The sequence below is a fragment of the Pseudomonas sp. yb_9 genome (genome assembly GCF_043103635.1).
GTDB lineage: Bacteria > Pseudomonadota > Gammaproteobacteria > Pseudomonadales > Pseudomonadaceae > Aquipseudomonas > Aquipseudomonas monteilii.
This window is the reverse complement of sequence record NZ_JBICKA010000007.1, coordinates 217,864-241,398: the sequence shown is the minus strand read 5'-3', so window position 1 is coordinate 241,398 and position 23,535 is coordinate 217,864. Positions and strand designations below refer to the sequence as shown.

Annotated in this window: 27 protein-coding genes and 3 pseudogenes; 8 read left to right on the top strand and 22 right to left on the bottom strand. The window is 55.8% G+C overall.

What is annotated here, in order from left to right; all coding sequences use genetic code 11:
• The coding region (locus ACF8MI_RS02730) for an IS5 family transposase (RefSeq protein ID WP_392517361.1) at positions 1-462 on the top strand (462 nt) is incomplete at its 5' end.
• 339 nt (positions 463-801) lie between these two features.
• Here ACF8MI_RS02730 and ACF8MI_RS02725 read toward each other — a convergent pair.
• The gene (locus ACF8MI_RS02725) at positions 802-1,749 is read right to left on the bottom strand and encodes an inovirus-type Gp2 protein (RefSeq protein ID WP_099774192.1); all 948 of its coding nucleotides are present in this window, start codon (positions 1,747-1,749) and stop codon (positions 802-804) included.
• 481 nt (positions 1,750-2,230) lie between these two features.
• On the opposite strand from ACF8MI_RS02725, the gene tnpB reads away from it, so the two are divergent.
• Positions 2,231-2,539 (top strand): IS66 family insertion sequence element accessory protein TnpB, encoded by a 309-nt coding sequence (gene tnpB, locus ACF8MI_RS02720; protein WP_232197115.1) that lies wholly within the window; start codon positions 2,231-2,233, stop codon positions 2,537-2,539.
• Between the two features lie 182 nt (positions 2,540-2,721).
• On the opposite strand, the gene ACF8MI_RS02715 is transcribed toward tnpB, so the two are convergent.
• The 6 genes from ACF8MI_RS02715 to ACF8MI_RS02690 all read right to left on the bottom strand — a co-directional run bounded on the left by ACF8MI_RS02715 (position 2,722) and on the right by ACF8MI_RS02690 (position 8,786).
• On the bottom strand, positions 2,722-4,281 hold the full coding sequence (locus ACF8MI_RS02715; protein WP_070087264.1) for a GGDEF domain-containing protein: 1,560 nt from the start codon (positions 4,279-4,281) through the stop codon (positions 2,722-2,724).
• A gap of 310 nt (positions 4,282-4,591) precedes the next feature.
• A complete protein-coding gene (radC, locus tag ACF8MI_RS02710; protein ID WP_099774193.1) occupies positions 4,592-5,089 on the bottom strand; it encodes a DNA repair protein RadC in 498 nt (165 codons plus the stop codon).
• A gap of 49 nt (positions 5,090-5,138) precedes the next feature.
• A complete protein-coding gene (locus tag ACF8MI_RS02705) occupies positions 5,139-6,053 on the bottom strand; it encodes a hydrolase or metal-binding protein (protein ID WP_099774194.1) in 915 nt (304 codons plus the stop codon).
• 77 nt (positions 6,054-6,130) lie between these two features.
• A complete protein-coding gene (locus tag ACF8MI_RS02700; protein WP_392517360.1) occupies positions 6,131-7,135 on the bottom strand; it encodes a YqaJ viral recombinase family protein in 1,005 nt (334 codons plus the stop codon).
• Between the two features lie 76 nt (positions 7,136-7,211).
• Positions 7,212-8,180, bottom strand: a complete 969-nt coding sequence (locus ACF8MI_RS02695) for a DUF932 domain-containing protein (protein ID WP_232197117.1) — start codon at positions 8,178-8,180, stop codon at positions 7,212-7,214.
• 129 nt (positions 8,181-8,309) lie between these two features.
• The gene (locus ACF8MI_RS02690) at positions 8,310-8,786 is read right to left on the bottom strand and encodes a hypothetical protein (protein ID WP_315529983.1); all 477 of its coding nucleotides are present in this window, start codon (positions 8,784-8,786) and stop codon (positions 8,310-8,312) included.
• Positions 8,787-9,024: 238 nt separating this feature from the next.
• Here ACF8MI_RS02690 and ACF8MI_RS02685 point away from each other — a divergent pair, with 238 nt between their 5' ends.
• The 4 genes from ACF8MI_RS02685 (at position 9,025) to ACF8MI_RS02670 (ending at position 11,523) form a co-directional block, all read left to right on the top strand.
• On the top strand, positions 9,025-9,471 hold the full coding sequence (locus ACF8MI_RS02685; protein WP_315529982.1) for a helix-turn-helix domain-containing protein: 447 nt from the start codon (positions 9,025-9,027) through the stop codon (positions 9,469-9,471).
• 313 nt (positions 9,472-9,784) lie between these two features.
• On the top strand, positions 9,785-10,042 hold the full coding sequence (locus tag ACF8MI_RS02680; RefSeq protein ID WP_232197118.1) for an AlpA family transcriptional regulator: 258 nt from the start codon (positions 9,785-9,787) through the stop codon (positions 10,040-10,042).
• A gap of 3 nt (positions 10,043-10,045) precedes the next feature.
• Complete coding sequence (locus ACF8MI_RS02675; RefSeq protein ID WP_392517359.1) at positions 10,046-10,780, top strand: DUF3987 domain-containing protein; 735 nt, start codon at positions 10,046-10,048, stop codon at positions 10,778-10,780.
• A 5-nt stretch (positions 10,781-10,785) separates the two neighbouring features.
• Entirely contained in the window at positions 10,786-11,523 is a 738-nt protein-coding gene (locus ACF8MI_RS02670) for a DUF3987 domain-containing protein (protein WP_392517362.1), read from the top strand.
• Positions 11,524-11,717: 194 nt separating this feature from the next.
• Here ACF8MI_RS02670 and ACF8MI_RS02665 read toward each other — a convergent pair whose 3' ends face one another.
• From ACF8MI_RS02665 to ACF8MI_RS02615, 11 genes and pseudogenes are all read right to left on the bottom strand, one after another.
• On the bottom strand, positions 11,718-12,356 hold the full coding sequence (locus ACF8MI_RS02665) for a hypothetical protein (RefSeq protein WP_392517358.1): 639 nt from the start codon (positions 12,354-12,356) through the stop codon (positions 11,718-11,720).
• Between the two features lie 32 nt (positions 12,357-12,388).
• On the bottom strand, positions 12,389-12,712 hold the full coding sequence (locus ACF8MI_RS02660; protein WP_392517357.1) for a hypothetical protein: 324 nt from the start codon (positions 12,710-12,712) through the stop codon (positions 12,389-12,391).
• 126 nt (positions 12,713-12,838) lie between these two features.
• Positions 12,839-14,203, bottom strand: coding sequence for a site-specific integrase (locus tag ACF8MI_RS02655; protein WP_200929464.1), 1,365 nt, complete (start codon positions 14,201-14,203; stop codon positions 12,839-12,841).
• A gap of 320 nt (positions 14,204-14,523) precedes the next feature.
• Positions 14,524-15,687, bottom strand: a pseudogene (locus tag ACF8MI_RS02650) (tyrosine-type recombinase/integrase).
• The gene (locus tag ACF8MI_RS02645; RefSeq protein ID WP_223624038.1) at positions 15,573-15,977 is read right to left on the bottom strand and encodes an AlpA family transcriptional regulator; all 405 of its coding nucleotides are present in this window, start codon (positions 15,975-15,977) and stop codon (positions 15,573-15,575) included. The pseudogene ACF8MI_RS02650 and the gene ACF8MI_RS02645 overlap by 115 nt, the downstream one beginning before the upstream one ends.
• Before the next feature lie 19 nt (positions 15,978-15,996).
• Positions 15,997-16,173, bottom strand: coding sequence for a hypothetical protein (locus tag ACF8MI_RS02640; RefSeq protein ID WP_177337067.1), 177 nt, complete (start codon positions 16,171-16,173; stop codon positions 15,997-15,999).
• 62 nt (positions 16,174-16,235) lie between these two features.
• Complete coding sequence (locus ACF8MI_RS02635) at positions 16,236-16,562, bottom strand: hypothetical protein (RefSeq protein WP_060497297.1); 327 nt, start codon at positions 16,560-16,562, stop codon at positions 16,236-16,238.
• 56 nt (positions 16,563-16,618) lie between these two features.
• A complete protein-coding gene (locus ACF8MI_RS02630) occupies positions 16,619-16,942 on the bottom strand; it encodes a helix-turn-helix transcriptional regulator (protein WP_060497296.1) in 324 nt (107 codons plus the stop codon).
• Between the two features lie 43 nt (positions 16,943-16,985).
• Positions 16,986-17,552 carry a hypothetical protein gene (locus tag ACF8MI_RS02625; RefSeq protein ID WP_060497295.1) on the bottom strand — a complete coding sequence of 189 codons (567 nt, stop codon included), beginning with the start codon at positions 17,550-17,552 and terminating at the stop codon, positions 16,986-16,988.
• Entirely contained in the window at positions 17,549-17,803 is a 255-nt protein-coding gene (locus ACF8MI_RS02620) for a hypothetical protein (protein WP_164524675.1), read from the bottom strand. The genes ACF8MI_RS02625 and ACF8MI_RS02620 overlap by 4 nt, the downstream gene beginning before the upstream one ends.
• The gene (locus tag ACF8MI_RS02615) at positions 17,800-18,450 is read right to left on the bottom strand and encodes a hypothetical protein (RefSeq protein ID WP_060497293.1); all 651 of its coding nucleotides are present in this window, start codon (positions 18,448-18,450) and stop codon (positions 17,800-17,802) included. Before ACF8MI_RS02615 ends, ACF8MI_RS02620 begins: the two co-directional genes overlap by 4 nt.
• A 128-nt stretch (positions 18,451-18,578) precedes the next feature.
• Here ACF8MI_RS02615 and ACF8MI_RS02610 point away from each other — a divergent pair, with 128 nt between their 5' ends.
• A complete protein-coding gene (locus ACF8MI_RS02610) occupies positions 18,579-18,860 on the top strand; it encodes a hypothetical protein (RefSeq protein ID WP_060497292.1) in 282 nt (93 codons plus the stop codon).
• 378 nt (positions 18,861-19,238) lie between these two features.
• Here ACF8MI_RS02610 and ACF8MI_RS02605 read toward each other — a convergent pair whose 3' ends face one another.
• Together ACF8MI_RS02605 and ACF8MI_RS02600 are read right to left on the bottom strand one after the other, a co-directional pair.
• A complete protein-coding gene (locus tag ACF8MI_RS02605; RefSeq protein WP_223624033.1) occupies positions 19,239-19,619 on the bottom strand; it encodes a hypothetical protein in 381 nt (126 codons plus the stop codon).
• A 239-nt stretch (positions 19,620-19,858) separates the two neighbouring features.
• Positions 19,859-20,527, bottom strand: a pseudogene (locus tag ACF8MI_RS02600) (DNA cytosine methyltransferase); the annotation flags it as partial.
• 178 nt (positions 20,528-20,705) lie between these two features.
• Here ACF8MI_RS02600 and ACF8MI_RS02595 point away from each other — a divergent pair.
• Positions 20,706-20,846, top strand: a pseudogene (locus ACF8MI_RS02595) (copper resistance protein CopD); the annotation flags it as partial.
• A gap of 70 nt (positions 20,847-20,916) precedes the next feature.
• Here ACF8MI_RS02595 and ACF8MI_RS02590 read toward each other — a convergent pair.
• Both ACF8MI_RS02590 and ACF8MI_RS02585 read right to left on the bottom strand, forming a co-directional pair.
• Complete coding sequence (locus tag ACF8MI_RS02590; RefSeq protein ID WP_060497289.1) at positions 20,917-22,968, bottom strand: TonB-dependent receptor; 2,052 nt, start codon at positions 22,966-22,968, stop codon at positions 20,917-20,919.
• A 75-nt stretch (positions 22,969-23,043) separates the two neighbouring features.
• The gene (locus tag ACF8MI_RS02585) at positions 23,044-23,451 is read right to left on the bottom strand and encodes a DUF2946 family protein (RefSeq protein ID WP_060497288.1); all 408 of its coding nucleotides are present in this window, start codon (positions 23,449-23,451) and stop codon (positions 23,044-23,046) included.
• Between the last annotated feature and the right edge of the window lie 84 nt (positions 23,452-23,535).

Here is a 23,535-nt window from a genome sequence, read left to right as displayed (position 1 = left end):
GGCATGAAGGCCCACATCGGTGTGGATGACGAGTCGGGGCTGGTGCATAGCGTGGTTGGCACGGCGGCCAACGTGGCGGACGTCACCCAGGTCGACAAACTGCTGCATGGCGTGGAGAACGTCGTCTGCGCCGATGCCGGTTACACCGGGGTCGAAAAGCGCTCAGAACATGCGGGCCGCGAAGTGATCTGGCAGGTCGCGGCGCGTCGCAGCACATACAGAAAACTCGGCAAGAACAGCCCGCTCTACAAAGCCAAGCGCAAGATCGAAAAGGCCAAGGCGCAGGTGCGGGCCAAGGTCGAGCACCCATTCCGGGTGATCAAGCGCCAGTTCGGTTACGTGAAGGTACGCTTCCGCGGCCTGGCCAAGAACACCGCGCAGCTGATGACACTGTTCGCACTGTCGAACCTGTGGATGGCACGTCGACATTTGATTGCCACCGCAGGAGAGGTGCGCCTGTAATATGGGAAATGGCCATTGCGAGATGCTCGCGACGGCCAAAAAAGGAGGATTGAGTGGGCTATCTGTCCGGTTTTTGATCGATTGTCCGCTTTCAAAATCGGCAAGGGCTGAAGTTGGCGCGAAATATCCGGCTACTTCAGACCTTCCCTCGGTGATATTGGTTCTGCTTTTAACGATATGCCATTGTCGTGCCCGGTAGAAGGTAATTAGGGATTAAGCTGTACGATGGTGTGAGTATTCGGCGGTCACCCAGCCGAATACTTGATTATGTACGTGCCCTACAGCCTACGGAAGGCTGTTCTCTTATGTTGATCTTATTTGATGGATGCTTGAATATCGTCAGTACGGGAAGTGTCCCATGCCGAAGGTTCGTGCTCTGGTTGGCTTTATACGCAGATATTGCTCCTCCTTGGCTAGATAGCGCATTGTGTTTATGACGTTTTCGCAAGCCTGCGTATCGGCTCGCTTAATGGTGCCGATTCCGAGTTTTGTATATTTTTGTTTGTCTGCGTTGCAGTTGAAAAAGTAACCCCGTCCACCCGTTATTTTCTCCCAGAGAGCGCCTATCTCCTGCGCCTTGTGCCAGTCACTATAAACGTGCGCGCTGTTAAAGAAGAAGGCAGTATGGATGTGGAAGCCTTTGTTCTTGCCTTGCTCTACAGACCAAATATAGCCAGTTTCATATTCGAAGATCGGATTGCGTTCGCGAGATCTAATCAGAGTTGCTAAGTCTTTGAATAGATCTTCGATACGTAGTAAAGGGTCAACTATTTCCAAATAATGAAGGTCTACTCGAACGACGACAGTACGTGAGTAGCGGTTAAGTACTGCGCGGGTGTAGGTTTCCACGTCCGCTTCGCGCTGTCGTGCTTGGTAACTACGGTCACTCGCTTTGCGCCTGTATCCAGGCTCGCGCGTTAGCTGCCTGACTCTGTTTACTAACTTGTTCATAGAACTGTGAAAGCTGAGGTAATAAAGGCCCGTAGGGTCTAGGCATACGGGACCAACTGGGCTGCGCTCAAGACCGACTTCACTACAAGCTCTCCAAAATAATTTGAGGTGCTCACTATATTCGTAGTGGTCCGTGTGGATGCTGAGCAGATGCTGAATGTTGAAGAAAAGCCCAGACAGGCTGCTGAGCTCTATGTGCTCATAACCAGTGGTGCTCTCGGTAATATGAAAGGCTGGTTCGCTAGTGTTCTCAATCATCTTGACGATATTTTCGATCTGAATCGAAGCTCGTGATTGCGAAGTGTTGAATGGTGCTTTTGGGGTTTTGTTGTTCAAGAAAGTTACTGATATGTTGTGAAGACATATCAGTAACTTGTTGTGTAGGATTTTACTGGCTCCAGTGCTTTGCATGTGAGTGCGTGCTATTTTTTAAGTTATTGTTTCTTCTGGTAAGCTGTATTGTTAGATTGATGTGGATCAAAAGCTGGCCCAATATAAATAAAACCAAGTTACATTTTATTTTTTTATCGTGATGTTGGGGTGTCGGCCTGTGAGTTTGTCGTGTTTCTTTGGGGGATTACAAGTTTATTTGTGTGGGAGTTATCTGAGATCGCGATCGACAATCAGAGGTGACAAAAAATCGTGGAGGAGCCAGTATCGACAGCCGTTGATCTGTCCAAGCAGGGATATACTAATCGGCACCAACCAGAGCCAAAGGGCGTACCTCCAACCGTAAGCGCGCCATGAACCCCACATTCAAGACGCTTGGCTGATCCCGGATGCTGTGCTCCCGATTTCTTTCTGGAGCCCGCCCGCCATGATGCGCCCCGACGCCAAAGTGGAAAAAGCCTACCTCTACCCCAAGCCCGTAGACTTTCGAAAATCCATCGACGGCTTGGCCGCCCTGGTCGAACTGGACATCAAGGTGGCCGTGTTCGACCCTGTGCTCTTCGTCTTTCTGAATCGCCACCGTAATCGAGTGAAAATACTTTATTGGGGTGTGTCACGAACGCTGGCGTCAGCCAGCGATGCTGTATCAAAGATGGGAGTAGGTCTCCCGAAGTCTGCTTGCAGGAGCTGGCTTCAAACCACCCGGTGCTGCTGCGTCCAAAAGGCGTGGTGGTGAGCGACCGTTGGAAAAGGCGCCAATGAAGGCGTCAGGTACGTATTGAGAACCCGAAGCCATTTCGGTGGCACAAGAAGGCCGAGGACATCCTTGCCTCAGTCGCTCGCGCGGCGCGAGCGCTGGGCAAATGATTTTCAGTGGTATTTCTGAAACACCACACTAGCATCACAGCCAATGGCAGTCTATTGGACATTGTTAGTGCTCAAGGCAATCCCTTCCCGCCCCAGTTGTTTGACGCTGTACATGGCCTGGTCCGCCGCCTTGAGCAACGTATCGAGGCTCTGGCCATGGATCGGGCATAGCGAGACTCCGATACTGCAGGAGACGAACAGTTCTCCTGCGGTTGTCACGATAGGCTTCCCGATAGCCTCCAGCATCCTCTCCGCCATGATCGCCGCATCCTTGGGGCTGGCAAGATCCGTCATCAGAACAACCAATTCATCCCCCCCGTAGCGCGCTACGGTGTCACACGAACGTACTTCCTGAAGCATGCGATCAGCCACAGCACGGAGAACCTGGTCGCCGAGCTCATGGCCGTACTTGTCGTTGATTTCCTTGAAATGATCCAGGTCGATCACCATCACGGCAAACGAAACCCCATGTCTTTTCCAACGCGAGAATGCCTGATCGAAGCGATCGGCAAAAAGGTAGCGGTTGGGCAGTTGGGTGAGCACATCGTGGGTTGCGAGATAGGCCGAGCGCTCGTGCTCACGCTCGGCAATTTTAATAGCCTTGAAATGCCGAATCAGTACAATCGGCATGAGAACGAGGGCCACGGCTAAAGCCGCCAAGATCATCAGCGTTTCCTTAGTAAGGACATCCGTTAGACGCAACTGGCGCTCAAACAACAAGGTCATGGGTTGCGAAGCACTCCTGATCTCGACTCGGTCGTTCAGACTCGGTAGGAATAGACGGTCCAAGAAGTCAACCTGCTCGGTCTCCGTTGAAAACACATTGTTTTCAGAACCGGCAGCGGTCTTCAGGACGGCACTGATGCCAACCAAGGGGTCTACATTCGCATGATTCACGGCCTCCAGTAACGAGCCCGTCTTGATTAATAGCAACGCCACCATGGTACTGCCGAAAAAATTGGGCCGAGAATGCTCTCGCGCCTGTTCCGGTCGACTGACTGATTGCATCAGAATGTAGGCGTTCCCGCCTTCATACATCGAGAACACCGGCGATACGACAGGCTTCAGATTATTCTGGGTCTGGGCCAGCGCGTAGGACAGATAGCCGACGGTTTCCAGTTTTACGCCGTATATCGCATTGGCTTCCGAGCGTACCGGATACATGAACAGCACAGGCCAAGTCTTGCCGAGATATACCTGGCGCTGGGCAGGTTGGTGGGTAAGACTCGGGAAATCCTTAAACTCAAAGTCCGGTCGCCAGGTGCGGCGCAACAGCGCTGCAAAGGCCGTCTGCTCGGACATGGGCATCCCCCGTGCTACCTCAAGCATGTAAATATGAGGGTACGCGGCCAAAACGGTTGCGGCATAGTGGGCCGCAGCATCCGCGTCACTCTGATCGACAGCCTGGAGAAATGCTGAGAAGCCCGCCAAGACAGCTTCATTGCTATCCAGTTGATTGCGCACGTCACTGGAAATATTCTGCACGTATTCGGAGAAGCGCGTTTCCCAGCGGTGAATCTCGGATTTCAACAGCAACTGGGCCGAGAAACCAATGAGGCCGACGGCCAAGATGATCAATCCCACGAGAGAACGCCGGTGATTAGTCAGCATCATTCCTATCCCACAACGCGTAAATGGCACATCGTGCCTTGGCCAGTTTCTATCAAGTCTATTGGAACTGAGACTGGATGCCTCGGATGCTGGTGATTGCTTGGGAGCATTGGGCTCACCGAAAAATTAAGTCGGCAGAACCTCTGCTTCTGGTTGATTGAAGCCATCTCATTACTCATTGCCAAGATGCATGTGGGTATCCAGTCGTTAGCTGGACTTAACGCAAAAAAATAAAGTGCCTCGTCAGCCGCCTCGGTGGCGGCCTTTGGACTCAGCCAAAGGCAACCATAGAGGCGGTTAGCCATTTTTTTTACAAATATCCTCGTTCGGCCAACGACACGCAACCTTCATGGCCAACCACCACATGATCCAATAGGCAGGTGCCGACCATGTTCAGAGCGTTCTTGAGGGTGATGGTCAGGGTCCGATCGGCTTGGCTGGGTTCTGGGTCACCGGAGGGATGATTGTGAACCATAATGACGGCCGCAGCATTGTGCTCCAAGGCGATCTTGACCACCTCTCTCGGGTATACGCTCGCGCCATCCAGAGTGCCTCTGAACAGTTCTCTAAAGCTTATGACCCGATGTTTTGAGTCGAGCAGCAGCAGGGCAAAGACTTCATACTCGTGGTACTGCAGCAGGGTTTGTAGGTGACTGAACACCTGCTTCGGCTCAGTCAATGCCCGGCCTTTAGACAGACGACTCATGGCCAGTTGTTGCGCCATCTGCAGGATGTCGGCCTCGGTGACGGGTGATTCCATGACGTAGGTGCCACTCGCTTCTCCGACTTTGAGCTTGTGATATTTCATGACGGTATTCCTGTAAGAATGGGGAAGGCTGGGGAGGTTGAGCAGAGCGTTACTGGACGGAAGGCCTAGTGCTGTGCTCGATAGCCTGAGCCTCCAGCTTCTGAGCCAGTGAGGGCTTTGACGGCGCTGCCGGTTGGGCCTCTGCCTTGCTGGGTGGGGTTTCAGCAGTGGGAAAGAACTCCTCGACAATGGCGCCACTGTCCTCCTCGCTGTCTTCAAAAGCGCCATTGTTAAAACCTTGCCGGGCTGCGTGATCCAAGGCGCTCTGGTCAAAGCCCGAGGCTTGCCTGGTTTCCTCCAGTTGCTTGGCGGCCAATAGGGCGTCTTCTAAACTCAGTCCACTGCGCACCGTGATATCGACGTAGAAGATCGGCGTGCCGTGGCTCTGACGGGTGGATTTGCCACGCAGACGCAGCTCCAATGGCAGGCAGGCCAGGCGATTGCCAGAGATGGCTTGCAGGTAATGCAGGCGCGCTGCCAAGGTGCGGATGCTATTGAATCCAGTGGTGCGGAAGACAAAGCTGCCCAGTGGGTCGTCATCACCAATCACCACGTTTAGCCGACCGTAAGGCTTGCAGGCATTGCCTTGGGCCAGTGGGCAGCCATCGGGTGAAGGGCAGGGCAGCGACTGGATACCGTCCTTGGTCAAACGCTTGCAAGTTTCACCATTGCCGACGCACAACGGCCTGCCGGTAGTACGGTCGAACAGGCTGTAGTCCGCGCGGAAGTTGAGGTCCGGTTCGTTGAACAGCAAACGAATCGGAATGCTGCGCAGCTTGCCGTCCTGGCCATTGCGCAGTTCCTCATTGAGTGGGTGCAGCAGCCAGCCGTCTCGGCTTTGGACTTGCGAGGTGATGGTGAACTGATCGTCCTTCTCCGGCAGGCGCTTGCCGTTTTTCTCGACGACTTTGCCGATGGAAATGCGACCGAGCACCGGCGGGGTGATGGCAAAACCTTTGAGCATGGCGGTTATCCTTGATCTGAAAATAAAAAAGCCACCGGGACATGAGCGGTCCGGGTGGCTAGGGTGAGCAGGTTGTTTCAGGCGATCAGGAAGCGACGAGTGCCTGCTTTGGCCTTGGGGTAGCGAGCCTGCAGGTAGGGTTTGTCTTTGAGCATTTGTTCGACATCCAGACCGATGCTGTCCTTGGACTTCTTCCAGCTGATGTAGCCTTCAGCAAATTCGGCACGGGTGGATTCCCCCATGGCCTGCTGCAGAACCTGCTTGAGCTGCGCTTCACGTGTCTCCTGCTGGGCAATGGTTTGGCGAATAGACTTGAGTTCCAGGAAGGTGCTGGTCAGTTCCATGCGCTGGCTGAAGTCCAGGGTCTGCCCGTTATCCTCGGGGTAGAGGCAGCGCAACGCCGCTTCCGCAGACGCTGTGCCATCGGCCGGTGGCGGGGTGTCACTGACGACGTAATCCCAGAACAGCCGTTCTAGGTCAATCAGCCGCGTAATCAGCGCCTCGTCGCGTGTGATGCGATGGATTTCCAGATGCTGGCCACCGAGCAGCACCGCCACATCAGCGGCCTGCTTGCCAGTGACTGCAAGCTGGTGCATGACTTGCAATTGCACATAATCGGGTACGCCCTCTTTCCAGAGGCGTGCCCCGTTTATGCCGGCAGTCTTGCACTCTAGGATCTGCACATCGTCGGTACCGATCACCTCGCGGTCGATATTGGCGAGCATCCAGGGCAGCGCCGGATCGGGATGCTGCAGCACCGCGTTGATCCGTCGGACCTTGTGCTGGCTGCGCTTGCTGTAATGCCAGGCCACGATAGGCTCCAGCACATTGCCCCAGTACAGCGGGCTTTCCTCATCGTGAGGATCGACCTTGGGCATGCTGGCATCGCGACCGGTCTTCTCCAACCACAGCTCAAGCTGCGACTTGTAGGGATTCAGACCCACCGCAGCGGCAGCATCCGAACTGCCGATGCCTTGCTTGCGGATCTGCAACCAGTCCTCGCGGGGCAGCTCCTTGGTGCTGACCAGGCGCAGGGCGGGGCGTTTCTGGCGGGTGCTGCTATTCAATGACGTTGCTTTCATCGTCTTTACCTGCTGGTATAAAAAACGCCCGACCAGCACATGGCTGACCGGGCGCAAGGGGTGAGGTAAGTAAGGGTTAGGCGGCGAGTTGCAGAGCGGCATCCAGGGCGCGTTGTTTGATCTGTGCTCCCTGACCGAACCATGCCGAGTCCAGGCGGTACTCGTTACTGCGGGCACGGCGCTCGTGGTCGACGTACTCGGTCACGGCATTGAGCAGGCCCCAGGCAGTGCCGCGTGCTGAGTCCAGTTGGCTGCCACGACCACGGCCCTCGTACAGTTCCTGGACCTTGCGTAGGGCGCGCTCGTTGGGCAGTTGCTCCGGCAGAGCGCCGGTCGGGCTGGTCTCACACATCACGGTCATGAAGTAACCCAATGCTTCATGCCATTGCACTTTGCGTTCGGCCAGTGCTCGCATGCGGTACATGAAGTCGTCCCATTGCGAAACGGCGATACCGAGTTGCTTCTTCACTATCTTCGGATCGAAGCGGGTGTTGTGTGGCACCTTGATCGCCCGGCTGCTGCCATCGAGGGCGATGGTCAGGGTGTTATTGCAGACTACCCGCACGGTGGTTGGTGTTGCCGTGGTGGCCAGGGTGCCATCGCAGGAGGTCGCCAACAGCAGATAGCCATTCACCTGATCGTTACCCCTGAGTTCTGTGCCTTGCCCGGTACGTGCCAGCGCCCAGAACTTGCGCCCACCCTTGAGTACGCCGGCCGTTTCCAGCTCGTATCCGGAGGCCTCGGTCAAGTCGCGATAAAACTCCAACACTTCACGCGGCTGTACGGTGTGATAGCGCTGGGAGACCACCGACAGCGGAGCTTTGGTGTCGGAACGGTAGAGCACTTTCTGTTCGGGGAAGGAGTGAATCGTGCCAAGGTGACCGACAGTATCTGACTTGAAGTGCACCGGGCTTTCCTGGATCTGCCAGTCCATGCCGGCTTCACGTTGCCAGACTTCGATAGGCTGTTTACGGGGGAGTTGATTGCCCAGGCCATGCCACGGCGTAGCGCCGGCGTAGGCCATGGTTTCGATGAGATGTGCCATTAGAGAGCTCCTTGTCGGAACGCGCAGCATTCAGCATAGCGCCCGGCCCTTGTGGGATGGGTGCTATGCCATGCGGCTATTTGATAAGGGGAGGGGATCGGATGATGCGATTAGGCGAGGCGTGCAGGATCAGTGCTCGGCTTGGGAGAAAGCCTGGCGGCAGTTAAGGCATTCGTAGTTGTCGAGAACTCGGGCATCAATCTCTTCGCCCATTTTGGCTCCGGCCAAGCCTCCAGCCGTACCGCCTGCCAAACCACCGAGAATCGCACCTGCCAAGCCACCGAGGGTCATTCCTATCGGACCAGCAATAGCTCCCAGTGCAGCGCCAGATTGTGCGCCGGTCATGGCGCCTGCAACACCGCTTGCAGTGCCTCCGACCGTACCGGCGATGCCGCCGAGCTTACGAGCATGGTTGCGAGCGAAAACGCGCAGAGAACCACATGAGGGGCAGCAAATGGGCATAATTCGGACTCCTGTAAAACTTAAAGTTAAATAGAAAGCGCAAGCGCTAATTGCTTGCTCTCCATTACGTAATACAGGTTTGAAATTATTTTGATTAAGATTTTTATGATGGCAGCTACGGCAGAGTCGTAGCTGTGTGATCAAGGCCTTGCATATGCCTGGTTTTTACGGCGCTGCCGTATAAATTAAATTGTAAATTTCCTGTTTTTGTTTTGGATTTGCTTTTGTTGGCCTCATGGTCCGTATAGCAGAAGCTGGTGGTGAAGGATAGCTGGCGGCGGTTTTCGCAATTTATTGATTAGATGCTTTTAAGCCCGGCTTCCATTGCAATGGTATGGTACGGCGTTGCCGTGCCTCATTTCAACAGCATGGGGTTAGTTAAATGAGCTATAGCGATTATTGGCGTCGTAAATTTCTCGCCGAACATCCTGAGTATGAGCAACAGTCTCAGGAGCTTCGGTATGAGTCGGTGGAGTCATCTCTATCTGTACGGGCTGCTCCGCTCCCATGGCATGCGAGGGTAAATACAGCGCCGGAGTCAAATTGCACATTACCTTTACCTGGAGCTGCTTCGTCTAATTTCGAGGTCTCGGAGATCTTCCCGCATAAACGACCAAAGATGTGTCACGGCGTCACGCCAGACTCAAGCATCATCAGGCTTGCATGTTGCTTGCGCCAACGCTTGAAGCTAACCCAGCAAGAGCTCGCTGCGCATTTGGGGGTCAGCGCTCGCACGCTGCAGGACTGGGAGCAGGGGCGACGTCAGCCCACTGGGCCTGGAAAAGCCTTACTGCAGTTGTGGATCGACCGGCAATCAGTGGCCCCCTGAGTCGTTCTGACTGAGAGTCAACGTTTTTCCTGGCTATGGGGCGACTGGGTTCCGAAGGACGGAAGGGATCTGAACGGCAAGCAAGACTGCTATTCCTGCTATTAGTAGCAGGAATAGCAGCTGCAGTGGTCCCGGCTAAATCCGGTGGGGCGGGGACAAGCTGCTAGGATGACAATTTCTAGATCGCAATTTTTCTAAAATGTCAATACATCTGCTTAGCGTTGGAAAACCCATTTAGCACCCCTGACGACTCTGAGTGGCACGGGCTGTAGAGTCCTTCCCTATTGAGTTCGCAACTGAAGAGGGCGTGGTGATGTGCAACGAAAGTAGTGGTAAATCAACATTAAGAATTTTACGCATTCGGCAGTTGCGAGAGTGCATTGGGCTGAGTAGATCGACAATTTATGACCGACTAAATCCAATGTCACCTAGATACGATAGTACATTCCCAAAGCCAATTAAGTTAGGGAGGTTTGCGGTGGGTTGGGTTGAGGAAGATATATATCGGTGGATTGGATCTAGGCCTCGAAGAGGCCAGGAAGATTTTGTCGTGATCTCTGAAGGTGTTTAATTTATGAGTTTCTCTAGCTTTGGGTCTTGGGGGGGCTCTGCTTTGGAGGGGGGCTTTCCAAGGTATATGTCTTTACCGGTGATAGTGAGTGCGGTGGATGAGGCGGAAGGGCATATAAAGGCCCCGAGGGCACTCGTTTTTTCATCTGCTCTGACGGCGATCGCTACAGCTGCTCAAGGTTTAATTGATGTTTGTAAGCCGAATGGACAAATAGTTCCAGCATCGCTGATGCTGCTGACGATTGCGAACTCTGGAGAGAGGAAGTCTACGGCGGAGAATATATTTCTTAGAGGAGTTCGCAATTTTCAGGATGAAAAGGATTTGATTTATCTTAAGAAGCTTTCTGATTGGAATGCGAAATGGTCAGTCTGGGAGGCTCGCCGGAAGGGCATGTTGAAGGAAATACTTCGTTCAGGTGATGAAGAGGAAGGTGAGGAATATCAGATATTTATGGCGCATATGGGTAATGAGCCGGTCAAGCCTAGACGTTTTAAGTTAATTTACGAAGATGCTACTTCAGAGGCTTTGTTTTTTGGATTATACCAGAATATTCCTGCAGCAGGGCTCATTTCTAGCGAGGGTGGGGGAGTGTTGACTGGCAAGGCATTTAATGATTTGTCGAAGCAGAATGCCTTGTGGAGTGGGGATGCGATAACTGTTGATCGAGTATCGTCTGAAAGCTACGAGCTAAGAGCTCGTCTGACGGTATCGATAATGGTTCAAGAAAAACTTTCTTGAGTTATATGGCAAAGAATGGAGAGATATCACGGGGATCTGGTTTGTGGGCTAGGTTTTTGGTTTGCAATCCAAGATCGACCCAGGGAACTAGATTGATTGGTGGAGGGGTGGCCACTTGGAATTGTTGCGAGAAATTCTCTGAGCGCATTGGGGAGATACTTAAAGAAAGTGTTGGATTCTTGATGGATCCGGCTAGGTCAAGGTTAGTGATTAGGTTTTCTCAGGCGGCGGCTCAAAAATGGATAGAAATTTTCAATGCGATTGAGTCGGGCATTGGGCCGGGAGGAAGGTTTTTTGGTATGGGTGATCATGCGTCAAAGTTGGCAGACAATATTGCAAGGGTGGCTGCCCTGTTTCATTTCTTTGAGAGAGGGAGTGGTGATATAGCTCTGGAGACCTTGGATGCTGCTGCTGATGTGTGCTTTTGGTACTCTGGCGAGTTTCTGCGTCTGTTTACATCGCTGCCTCAGGAAGAGATCGACGCACAAGAGTTGGATGACTGGCTACAAGTAAGGCGTGAGGCAGGTGATAGATTTGTAGCAAAGAATATCATACTGCAAAAGGGGCCTGGGAAGTTGCGAAAAGTAAAGCGGTTAGATTCGGCCATTGAGGTACTCTCGACGCAGGGTAAGGTTTTGCTGTCAAAGCTTGGAAATGTTACATGTCTCGATATTTTTCCTGAGTATTCGATGAGTAACTTTTCTCCTAGAACTATTATCTCTCCTTACAAGTCTTCAATTTAGGGGGGGTATGGGTCCTTCGTGATGTTGTGTCGAGATCAGGATAGGTGTCGAGGTATAGGTTTGTTTTGAGGTCTCGATTATGATGAATAGCCTGAAAGGCTCGGTTTCTTGCAGGTGTGTTGTAAGTTTTGCCGTTTCGTGTAAGTCGAGAGCGCCACCCGTTAGGATGGCGTTTCATTATAGGTGAATATCGTTCACTGGAGTTTCTGGATGACGTCATCCAGCGATCGGGCCTCTGCTAGCTGCTCTGCGCAGGTTTGCAGTTGATCCATGTCGTTTGTAGCCTCCAGCTTTTCAATTGCTGATTTCGGCAACTCCCCAAAGCGCTGCTTAAGTTGCAGAGCTAATGTTGCTCGCACGCCTTCAATACGCCCCAGGGTGCGTGCGGCATCTAGATCCATCTGGCGTGACTCTTCCGTATCCTGCTTGGGAAACGAATGGCGCAGCGAGTATCCTAATTGTTCTCGATCAGCTTGTCGCTGACTGCCTCGGGTGACAGTGCGAGTAATATCAAACAGGATATTGCGAACCTGGAATTTTAAGTCTTCGAGGTTGGTGATGTCTAACATTTGGTATTCTTTGTTGGCTTTGAAAATGCGTGTTGCCATTTCGTCGGCAGCTACGGTTTTATCCAATTGTTTAAACTTAGGGTCGTTATATATCATGCCTCGGATCATGGATTCAAGAAGCAGTGATTTCATGCTATTAGAGGGCTGCTGATTCTTGCCCTGTCCCCCGACGCTTGCTCGATTGCTGTAGTGCTTGTTTTCCAGATTTTTGAGTGCGTCGAGCATCGCCAAGTGGCGATTGGATAGCATAAGGGCATTGATCATATTCTGCAGAATATGATCAGTTGCAGCGGCTTCTAGGGAGCTAATTGGGATGAAATGATTTTTATAAATATATTCACATAGACTGCTTGGCGTAAAGCTATCTCTGAATGCTTGGATAGTTGCTCGTCAATCGCATGTTTACCTTGTCGGATAGTCAGCTCGATTTGTTGATCTTGCGAAGGTTGGATCTCTAGGCTTTCCATCCTTTCATACAACCACTGCGTGTGTTGTTGGTGTGCAGGCAAAGCGATCTTCTGCAGATCACGTACCTGCTTTTCGACGTTTTCAGCTTGGGCGAGTAATATCGTCGCTGTACGCATATCTGGCTTTGGTCCACGCTCATTCCGGAAAGACAAGCTTATACTCCTCATTGTTCGAATGGGGCCTCAGTGTAGTGGGGCCAGCATGAGAGGTGAGATCGAACGTCTGTTGCTAAAGTCGTCTCTCGCAGGTTCTGTGGGCTATACGGGTGCAACAATATCTTATAAAGATGCGGTGACGAGAGTCTCTGAGACGATTTGGTCCAAATGTAGTCCAAGCTTGTGCCAAGCGTCAGCCATCTCTTTTGTATAGCTATGACGCTGATAGGTGCGTTTAACCTTGTTTTCTTCAGTGTGATTCAGGCACCGTTCTGCTACTTCAGGAAGTACTCCCAAGGCAGTCATGATAGTGGCGCCGGTGCGCCTCAGATCATGCGGGGTCCATTTCCCTCCGCTCAACAAGAGGGCTTGTGCTTTGGCGCTACGATTACTCATCACTCCCTGATCAGGCTGGCGCTGCCTGTCGCCAAGTTGCTTGGTTACGGTCTTGGAACAGACCGGGCCGCTGTCTTCCGTGTTGGGGTAGCACCAAGCGGAGTGACTGTTAAGTACGCTGATTTTTTTGAACTGCCGGATGGCAAATGAAGAGAGCGTGATGCTGTGGGCTTTTCCGTTTTTGCTGTTCTCTGCCGGTATGAGCCAAATGCCTCTGGCGAGATCAAGGTGCTCCCAGCGTGCATTGAGCAGTTCACCAATGCGGCAGCAGGTGGAGAGGGCAACCCAGATTGCAGCTTCGGTGGACGGGAGTAGGCCGGCTTCAGGAGTGAGCAGGGCTAGGGCGCGGATCTCATCATCGCTCAGCACTCGGTCGCGTTCGACTTCCTTGCCGCCAATCTTGGCCTTGCGGATGCTGGCAGTCGGATCGTGCTCAATCAGGTCTCGATCCACTGCGAACCGAAACATTTGTCGCATCAGGCTAAGGATCAGCTTGGCCATACGGTTGACGCCGCGAGCGAGAAGGGCATCGGTCACTTCGGTGATTTGCCCTTTTTTTACGTCAGCTACGGCTATTTTGCCTAACAATGGCAAAACGTCCTTTTCAAACATGCGGCGAACCTCTGCTCCACCATCCTTGCGGTTGATCAGGTCGACGGTGGCCCAGTGTTCGAATAGCTCGGAGACGCTTTTTCTTGCGGCCTGTCGGGCTTGCTCCGCATCTGCGGCTGCTTTTTCTGCTGCTAGGCGAGCGAGCTCGGCGTCCCGGGTGGCCACGCGCGCCGCCTCTTCAGCTTCAAAATGCTCCCGGATATCCCGAATTCCTGCCTTGTGCAGGCCAGCAAGTTCCTTCGCACGTTGGCCAGCTTCGGCCAGGGTCATGGTTCCCTCAAGCCCCTCACGGCTGTAGGTGCCGATGGGATAGGTGATACGTTCACCGATGCTGTTCGCGTAACGGAAATAAAAGAGGCGTTCTCCGCTAGTGGTGATGCGAGCGACCAGGCTGCCATGCCCCCAGATGGCAACTTCACTGAGCCACTTGTCACTGGCGCCGGGTTTGGCGGTCATTTGTCGGTCTGTAATCTTGGCCATTTGGTTGGTTTTCCCGTTGCCAATTGGTTGCCAATTGAGATTCTCTGGTTGCCAATTCGTTGCCAATTGAGATCGGCTTTCCTCGAACAGCTGTGGGCTATTTTGGACAGTAGAATGGATAAAATCCAGTAAAACCAGGGGTTTGAGCATTATGCTTCGGATGAGGTTGAATCAGATAGGATGGGTATTTACCTTTATGGGGTGCAAGGGGTCGAGTGTTCGAATCACTCCGTCCCGACCAATAATCCCAAGGACTTAGGCCATTTCCGCAAGGGGTGGCCTTTTTCCTTTGCGTGACTTTTGCGTGACTTCTCAGGTTTTTACGCCTGCCTCCTCTTCAAAATCGTCAGCACCGGCCCACGCGAGTCCGTCGCTGAAACTTTGTTTGCCGCCTCTATCAACTGTCCCAGCTCCGCGCCAGAATAGTGACTGGTCACGCTGCCGTTCTTGTGGCCAAGAAGCGACTTCCGATCTTCCTCTGTTACACCAGCTGCTTTCAGGCGCCTGCCGAAAGTGTGCTTCAAATCGTGAACCCTGATGGAAGCGAACCCAGGGTGTGCCGGCCTCAGATTTTGCTCCTGCCAGAGCTTTGCCGCGCGCACCCTCGCTTTCTTCCAGGCCGAGTCGTTCATCCTGTGCATTCCGGTGCCGTTGTAGGGGAATACTCATTCCCGACTAATCCCTCGCTGCCCGTCGATGATCGACTTTGCCACGCTGTTCAGCACCACCAGGCGCTCGTCCCGGTTCTTCACGCCTGAGTTCTCGTGCCGGCCACCGAAGTCGGCAGGTATCAGAAAAACAGTGGTGCCCAGTTCGGGTACCGAGATCTCCTAATCCCACCTCAGTTTGCAGACCTCCTGCTCTTGGCAGCCCGTGTTCACCTTGAACAGGGCCATCTTATGCAGGTGTTCCGGCAACTCCCCAAAGAGAATCGACTGCTCGTCCCATGACATCGGGTATGGCTTTCGACTGGCTCTCTTCTCCTCCAGCTTGGCCAGCAGCGGAATGCTGTCGAGCCAGGGCCTGCGCTCTTCATCCCGCCACTTACGGCAAGCCAGCGACAGCACGCGAATCACTCGTTCAATCGCGATGTTCACCGTCCTGTTGCTGACTGCCTTCCGCACCTTCCCATTCGGAAAGTCTTCGTCCGTCTGCCGGTCCCGAATGAACGGGGCCAGCGCCTGGTCGTCTATGTACGTCAGCGGCAAATCGCCCAAGTATGGGTCCAGCTGTTGCAAGCATAGGGCGGTCAGCTTTATTGACGGCTGGTCCTTGTGCTCGAGTAGGTACCTGGTTGCCGCCTCCCGAAAGGTTCGCACCTGCCGAACGCCGTACACCTTGCGCTGCCGGATCTGCTCCAGCCGGTGAATCAGGTACTTTTCCGCTTCCGCCCGGTCACAAGCTCCAGTGCTTTCGTAAAGTCTTTCGCCGTTGATCCTCTTGTCGATGTGCCAGATGCCGTTCCTTTGGGAAAGGCATGTGATTGTCTTTCGCGCCATCCCTTATCTCCTGATGGGCGCTCGCTGCCGGGTGATTGTCGTCCCTGAGCGCCTTCTTTCGCAATTGCCATGGCCTGGATGTAGTCGTTCACCCAGGCGTCCAGCTCTTCCCGGTCGAAACCGATGCCGCGCTCCCCAATGGGGAATTCGCTCACATGCGGCCTGACGGTCTTGTTGAATTCCGATCGGCACATGCCGAGGTAGTGGGGTGCATCGCCGGCGCGGATGATGCGCGGCTGAATGCGAGCGGCCGGTGCCGCGCTAGCGTTCGCCATGTGGTTCTCCTGCGGCCGATCAGGCCGTGAAGTGGTGCCCGACCTTCGCCGCCCGGGCGGCTTCCTCGGTGCGGAACATGAGCCGGGTTGTGCTGGTGCTGCCCCAGCTGTCGTACTCAACGTCGACCCACCAGGCGCCGAACTTGCGGTACGGCTTGACGAGGATCTTCGTGACGTAGCAGTCGATCAGGTTCATGGATGGTCTCCACGCCGCCGATGGCGGCAGGTTGGTGGTCAGGCCGTGGCCGCGGCAATGGTCTACTCGAAGCGCGAGGCAAGTTCGGCGTTGGCCTCGGCCTTGGCCAGGCTGTCGGCAGTACCCTTAGCCCGGTGCAGGGTTTCGTACTTGCGCAGTTGGGCGGCGGCGTCGGTCAGGTCGGAGAGAAGCTGAGGGGCCTGGGCGATAAGGATGGCGTTCGCTACCGATTCATCATCGTCATAGCTCAGCCCTTGGGCTACTACCGTATAGCCCTCTCGGCCTTCGTCCCAAAGCACGATGTGGGCGGTACCTTCACGATCACCGCGGCCGAAAACTTCAAGCGGTTCAATTTCCCACGGGCCAGGTGTGTGTTTGTGTTTCGTCATGGCAATAGCTCTCCATGCCCGCGCATGTCTGCGGGCTTGAGTAGTTGGGGGAGGGGTTACTTCGTGATCAGGTTTGCGATCACTGCAATCATCAGTGCTTCAGCTAGCCGTTTCGCCAGGGACTGACCTGAAACTGCCATTCGCACCGGGAATGAACTCATGAATGGGCATCGTGGAGCGGCGGGTGGATCCTGGCGCGGTGTGAGTTCGAGTTCGGCCAGCAAGGCGCGACCAAGTTTGCCGGATGAGGCACTGCGGCCGCACAAAACGTCGCTGATGGACGCTTGGCTCACACCAAGCTTACGGGCGAGTTCGGATTGGGTAATCCCTTTCTCTCGCATCGCTTTACGTATTTCTTCGTAGCTGACTGTATGATTCATCGCGGCGCCTTCCATACCAGGTAGGCCATGTAGGCGAGGGCGATCATGGCGTCACCTGCCTGATGTAGCCGGCGTCGATCATCGCCTCGATCACCTGTCGGGAAACGGACTCCGCTGGAATGTCTCCCCGGAAACACTCAAGCGTTCTTGCGATGGCAGTGTGAGCGTTGCGGACCTTGTGCAGGCGTTCATCTGCAGCGATCTGCTCCGGAGTGCGGGCGGGCCGGAACGAAACCTCCAGCCCGAAGTGCGCCCACTCATCACCAGTTTCTTCGAGGCACATGATTTTCTTGTGGCCGTGAGCGGTGATCGTGACGCGCTGCCAGCTGCTTCCCTCTTTGTCGTGGAACCTTCGTTCGCACACCACCCCTACCGGTGGAAGGCCTGTGCCGTCCCATTGCCCCGGTCGAGGCGTGATGTACTGGACCTGGCCGCGCGTGAAGTTGTGCCGCGTCTCGCCCGCGCCACCGCCATATGGATAAGCGCGATCCTCGGCTCCGACCACGGCGTACTGGTCCATGTTGATCCACACCTCGGTTATGCCGTGATGGGCGATTAGGCCATGGCCGTCTGCCCATTCTGGCGCTTTGCTCCAGTCGATCTTGCTCACAGCTGATACCTCTCATCAATCCAGCACCCAGGCGCCAGAGCGGGTGTAGGTCCGTTGTCCTGCTGTTCGTGCGGGGAGAGCTGGCGCTCGTTGCCGGCCTGCAGCTGGCTGTCGGGGATACAGCTGATGCCGACTCCGTTCAGCAGGTAGCAGGTGACGCCGCGCTGGCTGTCGTGCTGCACGTCGATGACGTTCTCGGTTGCGCTGGCGCCGGTGGCCAGCAGCAGGAGGCAGAGGGCGAGGCGGGTCATGGCTCGATCCTCTTGAACTCGACGACCCAGACCCAGGGGTTGCCGTTCCATGATTCATCGCCGTTGATGCTGCTCCAGAGGCACTCGAATAACTGGGCGGCAGTCAGCGTCTCGTCGGCGTCTGGCGCGCGGCGGAGAAAGCCAACACCTTCGGCCTCGGCCTGCTCCTCACTGATGTCCTGCAGCAGCTCGACTCGCACTGCGGTGATTTCCAGCAGGATGCGGCTAGCCCAGCGCGGCATGTGGATCGAGGGGCGCCCTCGGCCCTGCGAGATCATTGCGCAACCTGTCTGCCGGACACTTCCATCGGCAGGGTACATGATGGGCTCGCCCTGGCTCAGGTCGCGCGGTGCGATCGAATCGAGTTGAGCATCTGCCAGCCAAGCCTCGCGAACCCACAGGCGGTCACCGAATTGGCCGTAGGGGCAGACAATCGGGTGCTCAGTACCTTGAGCATCCATGCCGCTCTCGTCAAAAGTGTGCATGGGGCGCCAAGACTCGTCTTCCTGCTGGTGAAGCTCGAAGCTGCTATCAGCGCTCCGCATGCTGGGCTTGATCTCGCGCCGTGTGACAGTCTTCTGGCCGTTTAGGATGGCGCGGACCATATGCCCGCTGAACAGGATCGGGCGTTCCTTTGCTTGAGACATAGCTTCGCCTTGGCCGCCATATCGCGGCAGTGAATAGAGGGGAGAGGGGAAAGGTTTTACTGGAAAATTTGCACGGCTTTAGTAGGCTGACCGAAACGTCAACTCTCCTCCTTCTAGAAGGCCCGGCCATGCGAAAACGCGGTAAGGTTTACTGGGAATGGGCCGATCCCGCGTTGCATTTCCGCAACTACGATGAGCGCCTTCCCTGCGGTACTTTGATCAACATTCAGGTGCGTGTTTCAAAAGAGAACATCACCCAATTGTTCTTCGGTATTTACGGCCCAAAGGGGCTGATGCTTCTCGAGGAAAACTACCCAGAGCGCAAAGGTCAGACGATGACGGCTGCTACGGCTTGGGCGCTGCAGCGCGCCAACGACTGGATAGCTGAGCACGCATCCAACTTTCGATGATCGAATAGAGGGGAGAGGGGTTACAGCTTAGGAGTACAAATGTGCTTCGTGCCGATTACGGAGCTGCCGCTTCGATTTGATGTCACAATGAATGTACAGGGACATCGGCACGTATTCTCGAGCCAGCCCTTTAGGACATCAGTCCAATGCTAAGCAACGAAGATTTTCGCTACACGGCTCATCGGCACCTCCTCGAATTGGATGCCTCAAACTCCAGGCTCAGGTACCTAATTTCTAAAGGCGAGATTGACGGCGTCCCCTGGGATGATGCTGTGGTCTGGCACCAAAATGCATATGACGCATGGGTCATCTTTCTGAGCCAGAAAACACAGCCTTCGTTACTGGTCTGATTCGAAGTCGCAGAGGGATCTGCGATTTTCAGTAGAGGTCCGGCTCAGAACGTTCTGTTAGTGCAGCCCTGGCAATGGAGCCGTCTTCGACGAACCAAGCCTCGGAGTCATGCCACAGCACGTTCGCTGGCTCGCCGCTCACGGTGTCCCAGTCGCTGCCAATGTCCTCAGCGAAGTGGTCCCGGTCGGCGTAGAACTTCAGCGCTTCTCGTAGCCGCTGAACCTCGCCGGTATCGGTCATTGGGCCCAAGCCAATCACAGGTAGGTTCATCTCTGCCGCATCCCTCTCTGCCTCTTCTTTGGTCCACCAGAAGGCAGTACCAACCATCCAGGCTATAGGCTCGGGGTGGGGCTGGGGGACTGGCCGGGCTAACAGAGTAGTCAGCGAATCGATTGAGTCCTTGTTCATGCAGTGCTCGCAGATTGTGCACTGGCAAGTCTTGGAGCATTCGGCGCCGGTGCACTCGTCGGGCATCAGTCCGCATTGAGGGCAAGATTCGCACTCGCACGACTGGAATGCCTGATCTTGGCAGATAACGAGGCAATCGCGGGCCGCTTCCAAGCTGAAGCGCGGCACGCTGACCATCTCTGTGTTGCTGGATCGGTTTTCTGTGGGCATGGGTAACCTCAAGCGATGCGTTCAAGTTGTTATTGGATGCGCCGGCCAATCCAGCGGACGACGAACACGGCCTTGCTGTTGCCGATCGCCTTGTAGCGAGGGCCACCGGGGCATTCATCGGCTGGCTTGCCGCGATATGGGATGCGGGTGTGGTCACCATCAAAGCCCTGGAGCAATTCGCACTCCCGTGGTGTGAGGCGCCGAACTTGGGAGTAGGTATGCACTGCCTGGACTTCAGCCCGAGCCTCCAAGGTGTAAGTGTGCTCGGCTTGTACGCCTACGCCATCTGGCCCGCTGGCTGGATTCTCCCGCAGCGCACCGGCCTGAATAGCGTGGGCCACGATTGGCTGGCCACGGCCGGTGCCGTCCTCGCTTGCGTCGAAACCCTCGGCCTTCAGAGTGTGGGTAATCTCGCCGGTGATGCACACTGCGACCTGGCCACCGGCGTTGGGATGGCTGGAGCCGTGGCCCATGGCACGAAGCGTTGGGGCCAGGTCTCCGGCATCGGCTCCGTGGTCCTTGCAGCTAAAGGCGAGTAGTGCGTTCTCCTGCCCGCTGTTCCTGCCCAGAGGGTGAGCCAGGCCTTTGAGCACATCCGGGTCCTGCGTGCCGTGCACGACCAGCATGCCGTTCTCGGCGTCCTGCTGGGTGGCGCTGCCTGCAGCTTTGCCATTCGCCTGGAGCGTGCCTGATACGACGAATGCCTCGGATTCAAAGTCCATCCTTCCGCTGGCGCTGGCGCTGGCGCATGCGTTGCGAGCTGGTGCCACATCAATTGGCCCGGAAGTGTTGTTTCCACCGAAGACGGTCAGGCGGCCGTCGCGGGCAACCACGACATCCTCATGGCCTGCATCGAGCGCCGGGTCAAAGATAAGTGCGTACTTCAATCGACTGAATGCTCGATCAGGCCGTATTCACGTACTGCGCATCAGCATCCTGGTTGAATGGTTCTGTGGGGTGGCGGCAGTCGCAGCGGTCTCACTGCTGGGGACACTCCCACCCACCCCGCTCAACTGATGCAAGTGATCGCTGTAACGCCAGCGCTTTGGCGTAACAGACCACTCACCAGATAGAACGCAGATCCCTTTTAGAAATCGAAGGTCACCCCGGCATACAGAGCTCGACCGTCACCCGGCGAATGCAGCGAGGCATCGGCGCCATCGGGGTCGTACCAGACGTACTCGTAATAGCGGTTGGTCAGATTCTTCAGTTGCAGGTCTACGCTCATGGTTTCGCTGAGTTTGTAGATGGCACCCAGGTTCATCAGTACGTACCCGCCGTACGTGCCCTGGGTATTCTCACGCTCCAGGTAGTAATTGGTCTGGCCGTTCGCCCAGGCGTTCAGTTGCAGGGCAGGGGTCGCCTGGTAGCTGATGCCGGTGTTCCACAGGTGGTGCGGCACGTGGTCGATTTCCTTGCCTTTGCTGTCGGGCAATGCGCTGCTCGGCTCAAGGATCTTCGAGTATTGCCAGGAGTACGACATCCACATCTCGGTGCGCTCGTTCGGATGCAGGTTGACCTGCAGGTCGTAGCCCCAGCGCCGGGTTTCACCGACGTTGTCCGATTCGCCGCTGGGGTCGTTGAGGCGGCGGCTGACTTCACCGGTGGCGTCCTGGCGCCAGTAGGCCACGCGGCCATCGATCCAGCTGGCAGGTGTGAACTTGACGCCGGTTTCCCAGCCCTCGTTGATCGACGGGTCAAGGTCTTCGTTGCGCGGCGGCACCTTGTAGGCCGCCGCACCGGTACCGACCTGGAAGGTGCGCCCCCAGTTGGCGTAGACACTGGCGAAGCGCCAAGGCGAGTAGACCACGCTGAGCTTGGGCTGCTTGATCAGCCCATAGTCGTTGATGTCGTAGTCCTGCCCGGTCATCTTGTTGGTGAAGTCGCCACTGATCTTGTCCACCCGGTAGGCCGGCACGATCTTCAGTGATTCGAACGGCTCGATCTCTGCCTGCACGTAGGCCCCGACGGTGTTGAAGTCGAAGTCCTGGTCGCGGGTCTGGGCCTGACGCACACGTTCCACGGTGCGATAGCGCTCGCTGCGGTTCTGCTGCTTCTGCACATCGCTGCCGCCTTCCAGGGCGAAGGCGTGCAGCCAGTCCACCTGCGGCCGCCAGGTTAGCGAGGTGATGGCGCCGTACTGGTCTTCGTAGGTGTCGCGCTCCTGCTGTGAGCTGGTGCGCCAGTACTGGGTCCAGCGGCGGTCGTCGAAGGTGTTGAGGTAGGTCTTGGCCGACCAGGACAAGTTGTCGGTCAAGTCCGTGTCGAAGTGCACGCTGACCTGGTTCATCCGCCGTGTGCCTTTGTCCGTGGCGTTGTAGGCGTTGCTCATGCGCGGATGATGGCGGGCATCGTCTTCGGTCAGGTAGCCGGCCTCTTGGGCTTCGGACTCGTAGTGGCGGGCGATCAGGCCAAGGCGGTAGCTGCCATCGTCAGGGGTGTAGAACCACTTGCCGCCGAAGCTGTAGCGCTCGGTGTCGGCATGGTCGCGATAGCCGTCGACCTGCTGGCGACCGAAGAAATAGTTCTGCGTCCAGTTGCTGGTCTCGATGCCCTTGGCCAGTTGCACTTCGCGGGTGTTGAAGCTGCCGTAGCGCACGCGCGCCTTGTTGTAGTTGCCGCCGGTGCGGGTGTTTATGTTGACGTTGCCGGCGATGTTGTTCAGGCCGTAGCGTGGGTCGCTGGTGCCGCGCACCACTTCGATGCTGTCGATGTCCATGGGGAACACCGAGTCGATGAAGGGCATGTTGCCATCGTTGGTGTTGCTGGGGATGCCATCGATCAGCAACTTCACCGCGTTCACTTCGCCTTCGCCATTGAAGCCGCGGAACGACAGTTTGCCCGAGGTGGTGCCCTGGTTGAACTCGGTGAGCATCACCCCGGGCGCGCGGCTGAACAGTTCCCAGCTATAGGTCACGGGCATTTTTTCGAGGATATCGCCGCCCAGGATGTCCACCGAACTGAGCACGCTGCTGGTGGCCAGCGGGCCGCTTTCATTGCCGGTCACGGTGACCGCGCCGAGGGTGAGGGTGGAGTTTTCAGCGGGCAGTGTTTCAGCAATGGCCAGTGACATGGGGCTGAGGCTGTACAAAGCGAGCACGGGCAGAACGGCACGTGCGGTGCAACGGAACGCAGACATGAGTGGTTTCCTGGAAACGGTCGAGCAGGGCTGCACACCGCAGTCACGGGGCAGCTGTGGGCAAGCAACGACGGTTCAGGCCAGGGGGGAGGCGCGTGGGTTCAGCTTTGGCCACTGTTCGCGTGGCAGTGGCAGCCTGTGGCTGTCACCGAGCAGCAGTGCGTCGGGCCAGAAGCGGGGGAACAGGTGGCGATAATAGTCGCTGGCCAGCAAGGCATGCCCGGCGTGTCCGCAACAGCAGTCGCCCGCCTGGTTTTTCGTTGCCGGCTGATCGTCGAGTTGCGGCAACTCGGCCTTGAGTTGGGCCAGCAGTGACTTGGGCAGGCTCTGCGCACCGTGCAGGCTGCAGAAGCTACCGAGGATCAGTGACTGGCTATCGATGCGGGGTGTTTGCAAGGCACGGTCGAGCGGCATCGCCAGCAGGTTGAACAGCACGGCGAAGCAGGCCAGCAGATAGAAGTGTGCGCGAGCACGTGCAGCCATGAAACCCCCGAACGAATGAGGCGTGCATTAAGCCGCATCCCTTGCGGGCTGTAAAAGTTCACGGGTGCGCCATTTTGTCGCAGG

What these genes read in the sequence shown, in the direction of transcription:
- tnpB (WP_232197115.1), top strand. Translation starts at nt 2,231, where the DNA reads ATGATGCGCCCCGACGCCAAAGTGGAAAAAGCCTACCTCTACCCCAAG.
- ACF8MI_RS02715 (WP_070087264.1), bottom strand. Translation starts at nt 4,281, where the DNA reads ATGCTGACTAATCACCGGCGTTCTCTCGTGGGATTGATCATCTTGGCC.
- radC (WP_099774193.1), bottom strand. Translation starts at nt 5,089, where the DNA reads ATGAAATATCACAAGCTCAAAGTCGGAGAAGCGAGTGGCACCTACGTC.
- ACF8MI_RS02705 (WP_099774194.1), bottom strand. Translation starts at nt 6,053, where the DNA reads ATGCTCAAAGGTTTTGCCATCACCCCGCCGGTGCTCGGTCGCATTTCC.
- ACF8MI_RS02700 (WP_392517360.1), bottom strand. Translation starts at nt 7,135, where the DNA reads ATGAAAGCAACGTCATTGAATAGCAGCACCCGCCAGAAACGCCCCGCC.
- ACF8MI_RS02695 (WP_232197117.1), bottom strand. Translation starts at nt 8,180, where the DNA reads ATGGCACATCTCATCGAAACCATGGCCTACGCCGGCGCTACGCCGTGG.
- ACF8MI_RS02685 (WP_315529982.1), top strand. Translation starts at nt 9,025, where the DNA reads ATGAGCTATAGCGATTATTGGCGTCGTAAATTTCTCGCCGAACATCCT.
- ACF8MI_RS02680 (WP_232197118.1), top strand. Translation starts at nt 9,785, where the DNA reads ATGTGCAACGAAAGTAGTGGTAAATCAACATTAAGAATTTTACGCATT.
- ACF8MI_RS02675 (WP_392517359.1), top strand. Translation starts at nt 10,046, where the DNA reads ATGAGTTTCTCTAGCTTTGGGTCTTGGGGGGGCTCTGCTTTGGAGGGG.
- ACF8MI_RS02670 (WP_392517362.1), top strand. Translation starts at nt 10,786, where the DNA reads ATGGCAAAGAATGGAGAGATATCACGGGGATCTGGTTTGTGGGCTAGG.
- ACF8MI_RS02665 (WP_392517358.1), bottom strand. Translation starts at nt 12,356, where the DNA reads ATGATCAATGCCCTTATGCTATCCAATCGCCACTTGGCGATGCTCGAC.
- ACF8MI_RS02655 (WP_200929464.1), bottom strand. Translation starts at nt 14,203, where the DNA reads ATGGCCAAGATTACAGACCGACAAATGACCGCCAAACCCGGCGCCAGT.
- ACF8MI_RS02645 (WP_223624038.1), bottom strand. Translation starts at nt 15,977, where the DNA reads ATGGCGAACGCTAGCGCGGCACCGGCCGCTCGCATTCAGCCGCGCATC.
- ACF8MI_RS02640 (WP_177337067.1), bottom strand. Translation starts at nt 16,173, where the DNA reads ATGAACCTGATCGACTGCTACGTCACGAAGATCCTCGTCAAGCCGTAC.
- ACF8MI_RS02635 (WP_060497297.1), bottom strand. Translation starts at nt 16,562, where the DNA reads ATGACGAAACACAAACACACACCTGGCCCGTGGGAAATTGAACCGCTT.
- ACF8MI_RS02630 (WP_060497296.1), bottom strand. Translation starts at nt 16,942, where the DNA reads ATGAATCATACAGTCAGCTACGAAGAAATACGTAAAGCGATGCGAGAG.
- ACF8MI_RS02620 (WP_164524675.1), bottom strand. Translation starts at nt 17,803, where the DNA reads ATGACCCGCCTCGCCCTCTGCCTCCTGCTGCTGGCCACCGGCGCCAGC.
- ACF8MI_RS02615 (WP_060497293.1), bottom strand. Translation starts at nt 18,450, where the DNA reads ATGTCTCAAGCAAAGGAACGCCCGATCCTGTTCAGCGGGCATATGGTC.
- ACF8MI_RS02610 (WP_060497292.1), top strand. Translation starts at nt 18,579, where the DNA reads ATGCGAAAACGCGGTAAGGTTTACTGGGAATGGGCCGATCCCGCGTTG.
- ACF8MI_RS02605 (WP_223624033.1), bottom strand. Translation starts at nt 19,619, where the DNA reads ATGAACAAGGACTCAATCGATTCGCTGACTACTCTGTTAGCCCGGCCA.
- ACF8MI_RS02590 (WP_060497289.1), bottom strand. Translation starts at nt 22,968, where the DNA reads ATGTCTGCGTTCCGTTGCACCGCACGTGCCGTTCTGCCCGTGCTCGCT.
- ACF8MI_RS02585 (WP_060497288.1), bottom strand. Translation starts at nt 23,451, where the DNA reads ATGGCTGCACGTGCTCGCGCACACTTCTATCTGCTGGCCTGCTTCGCC.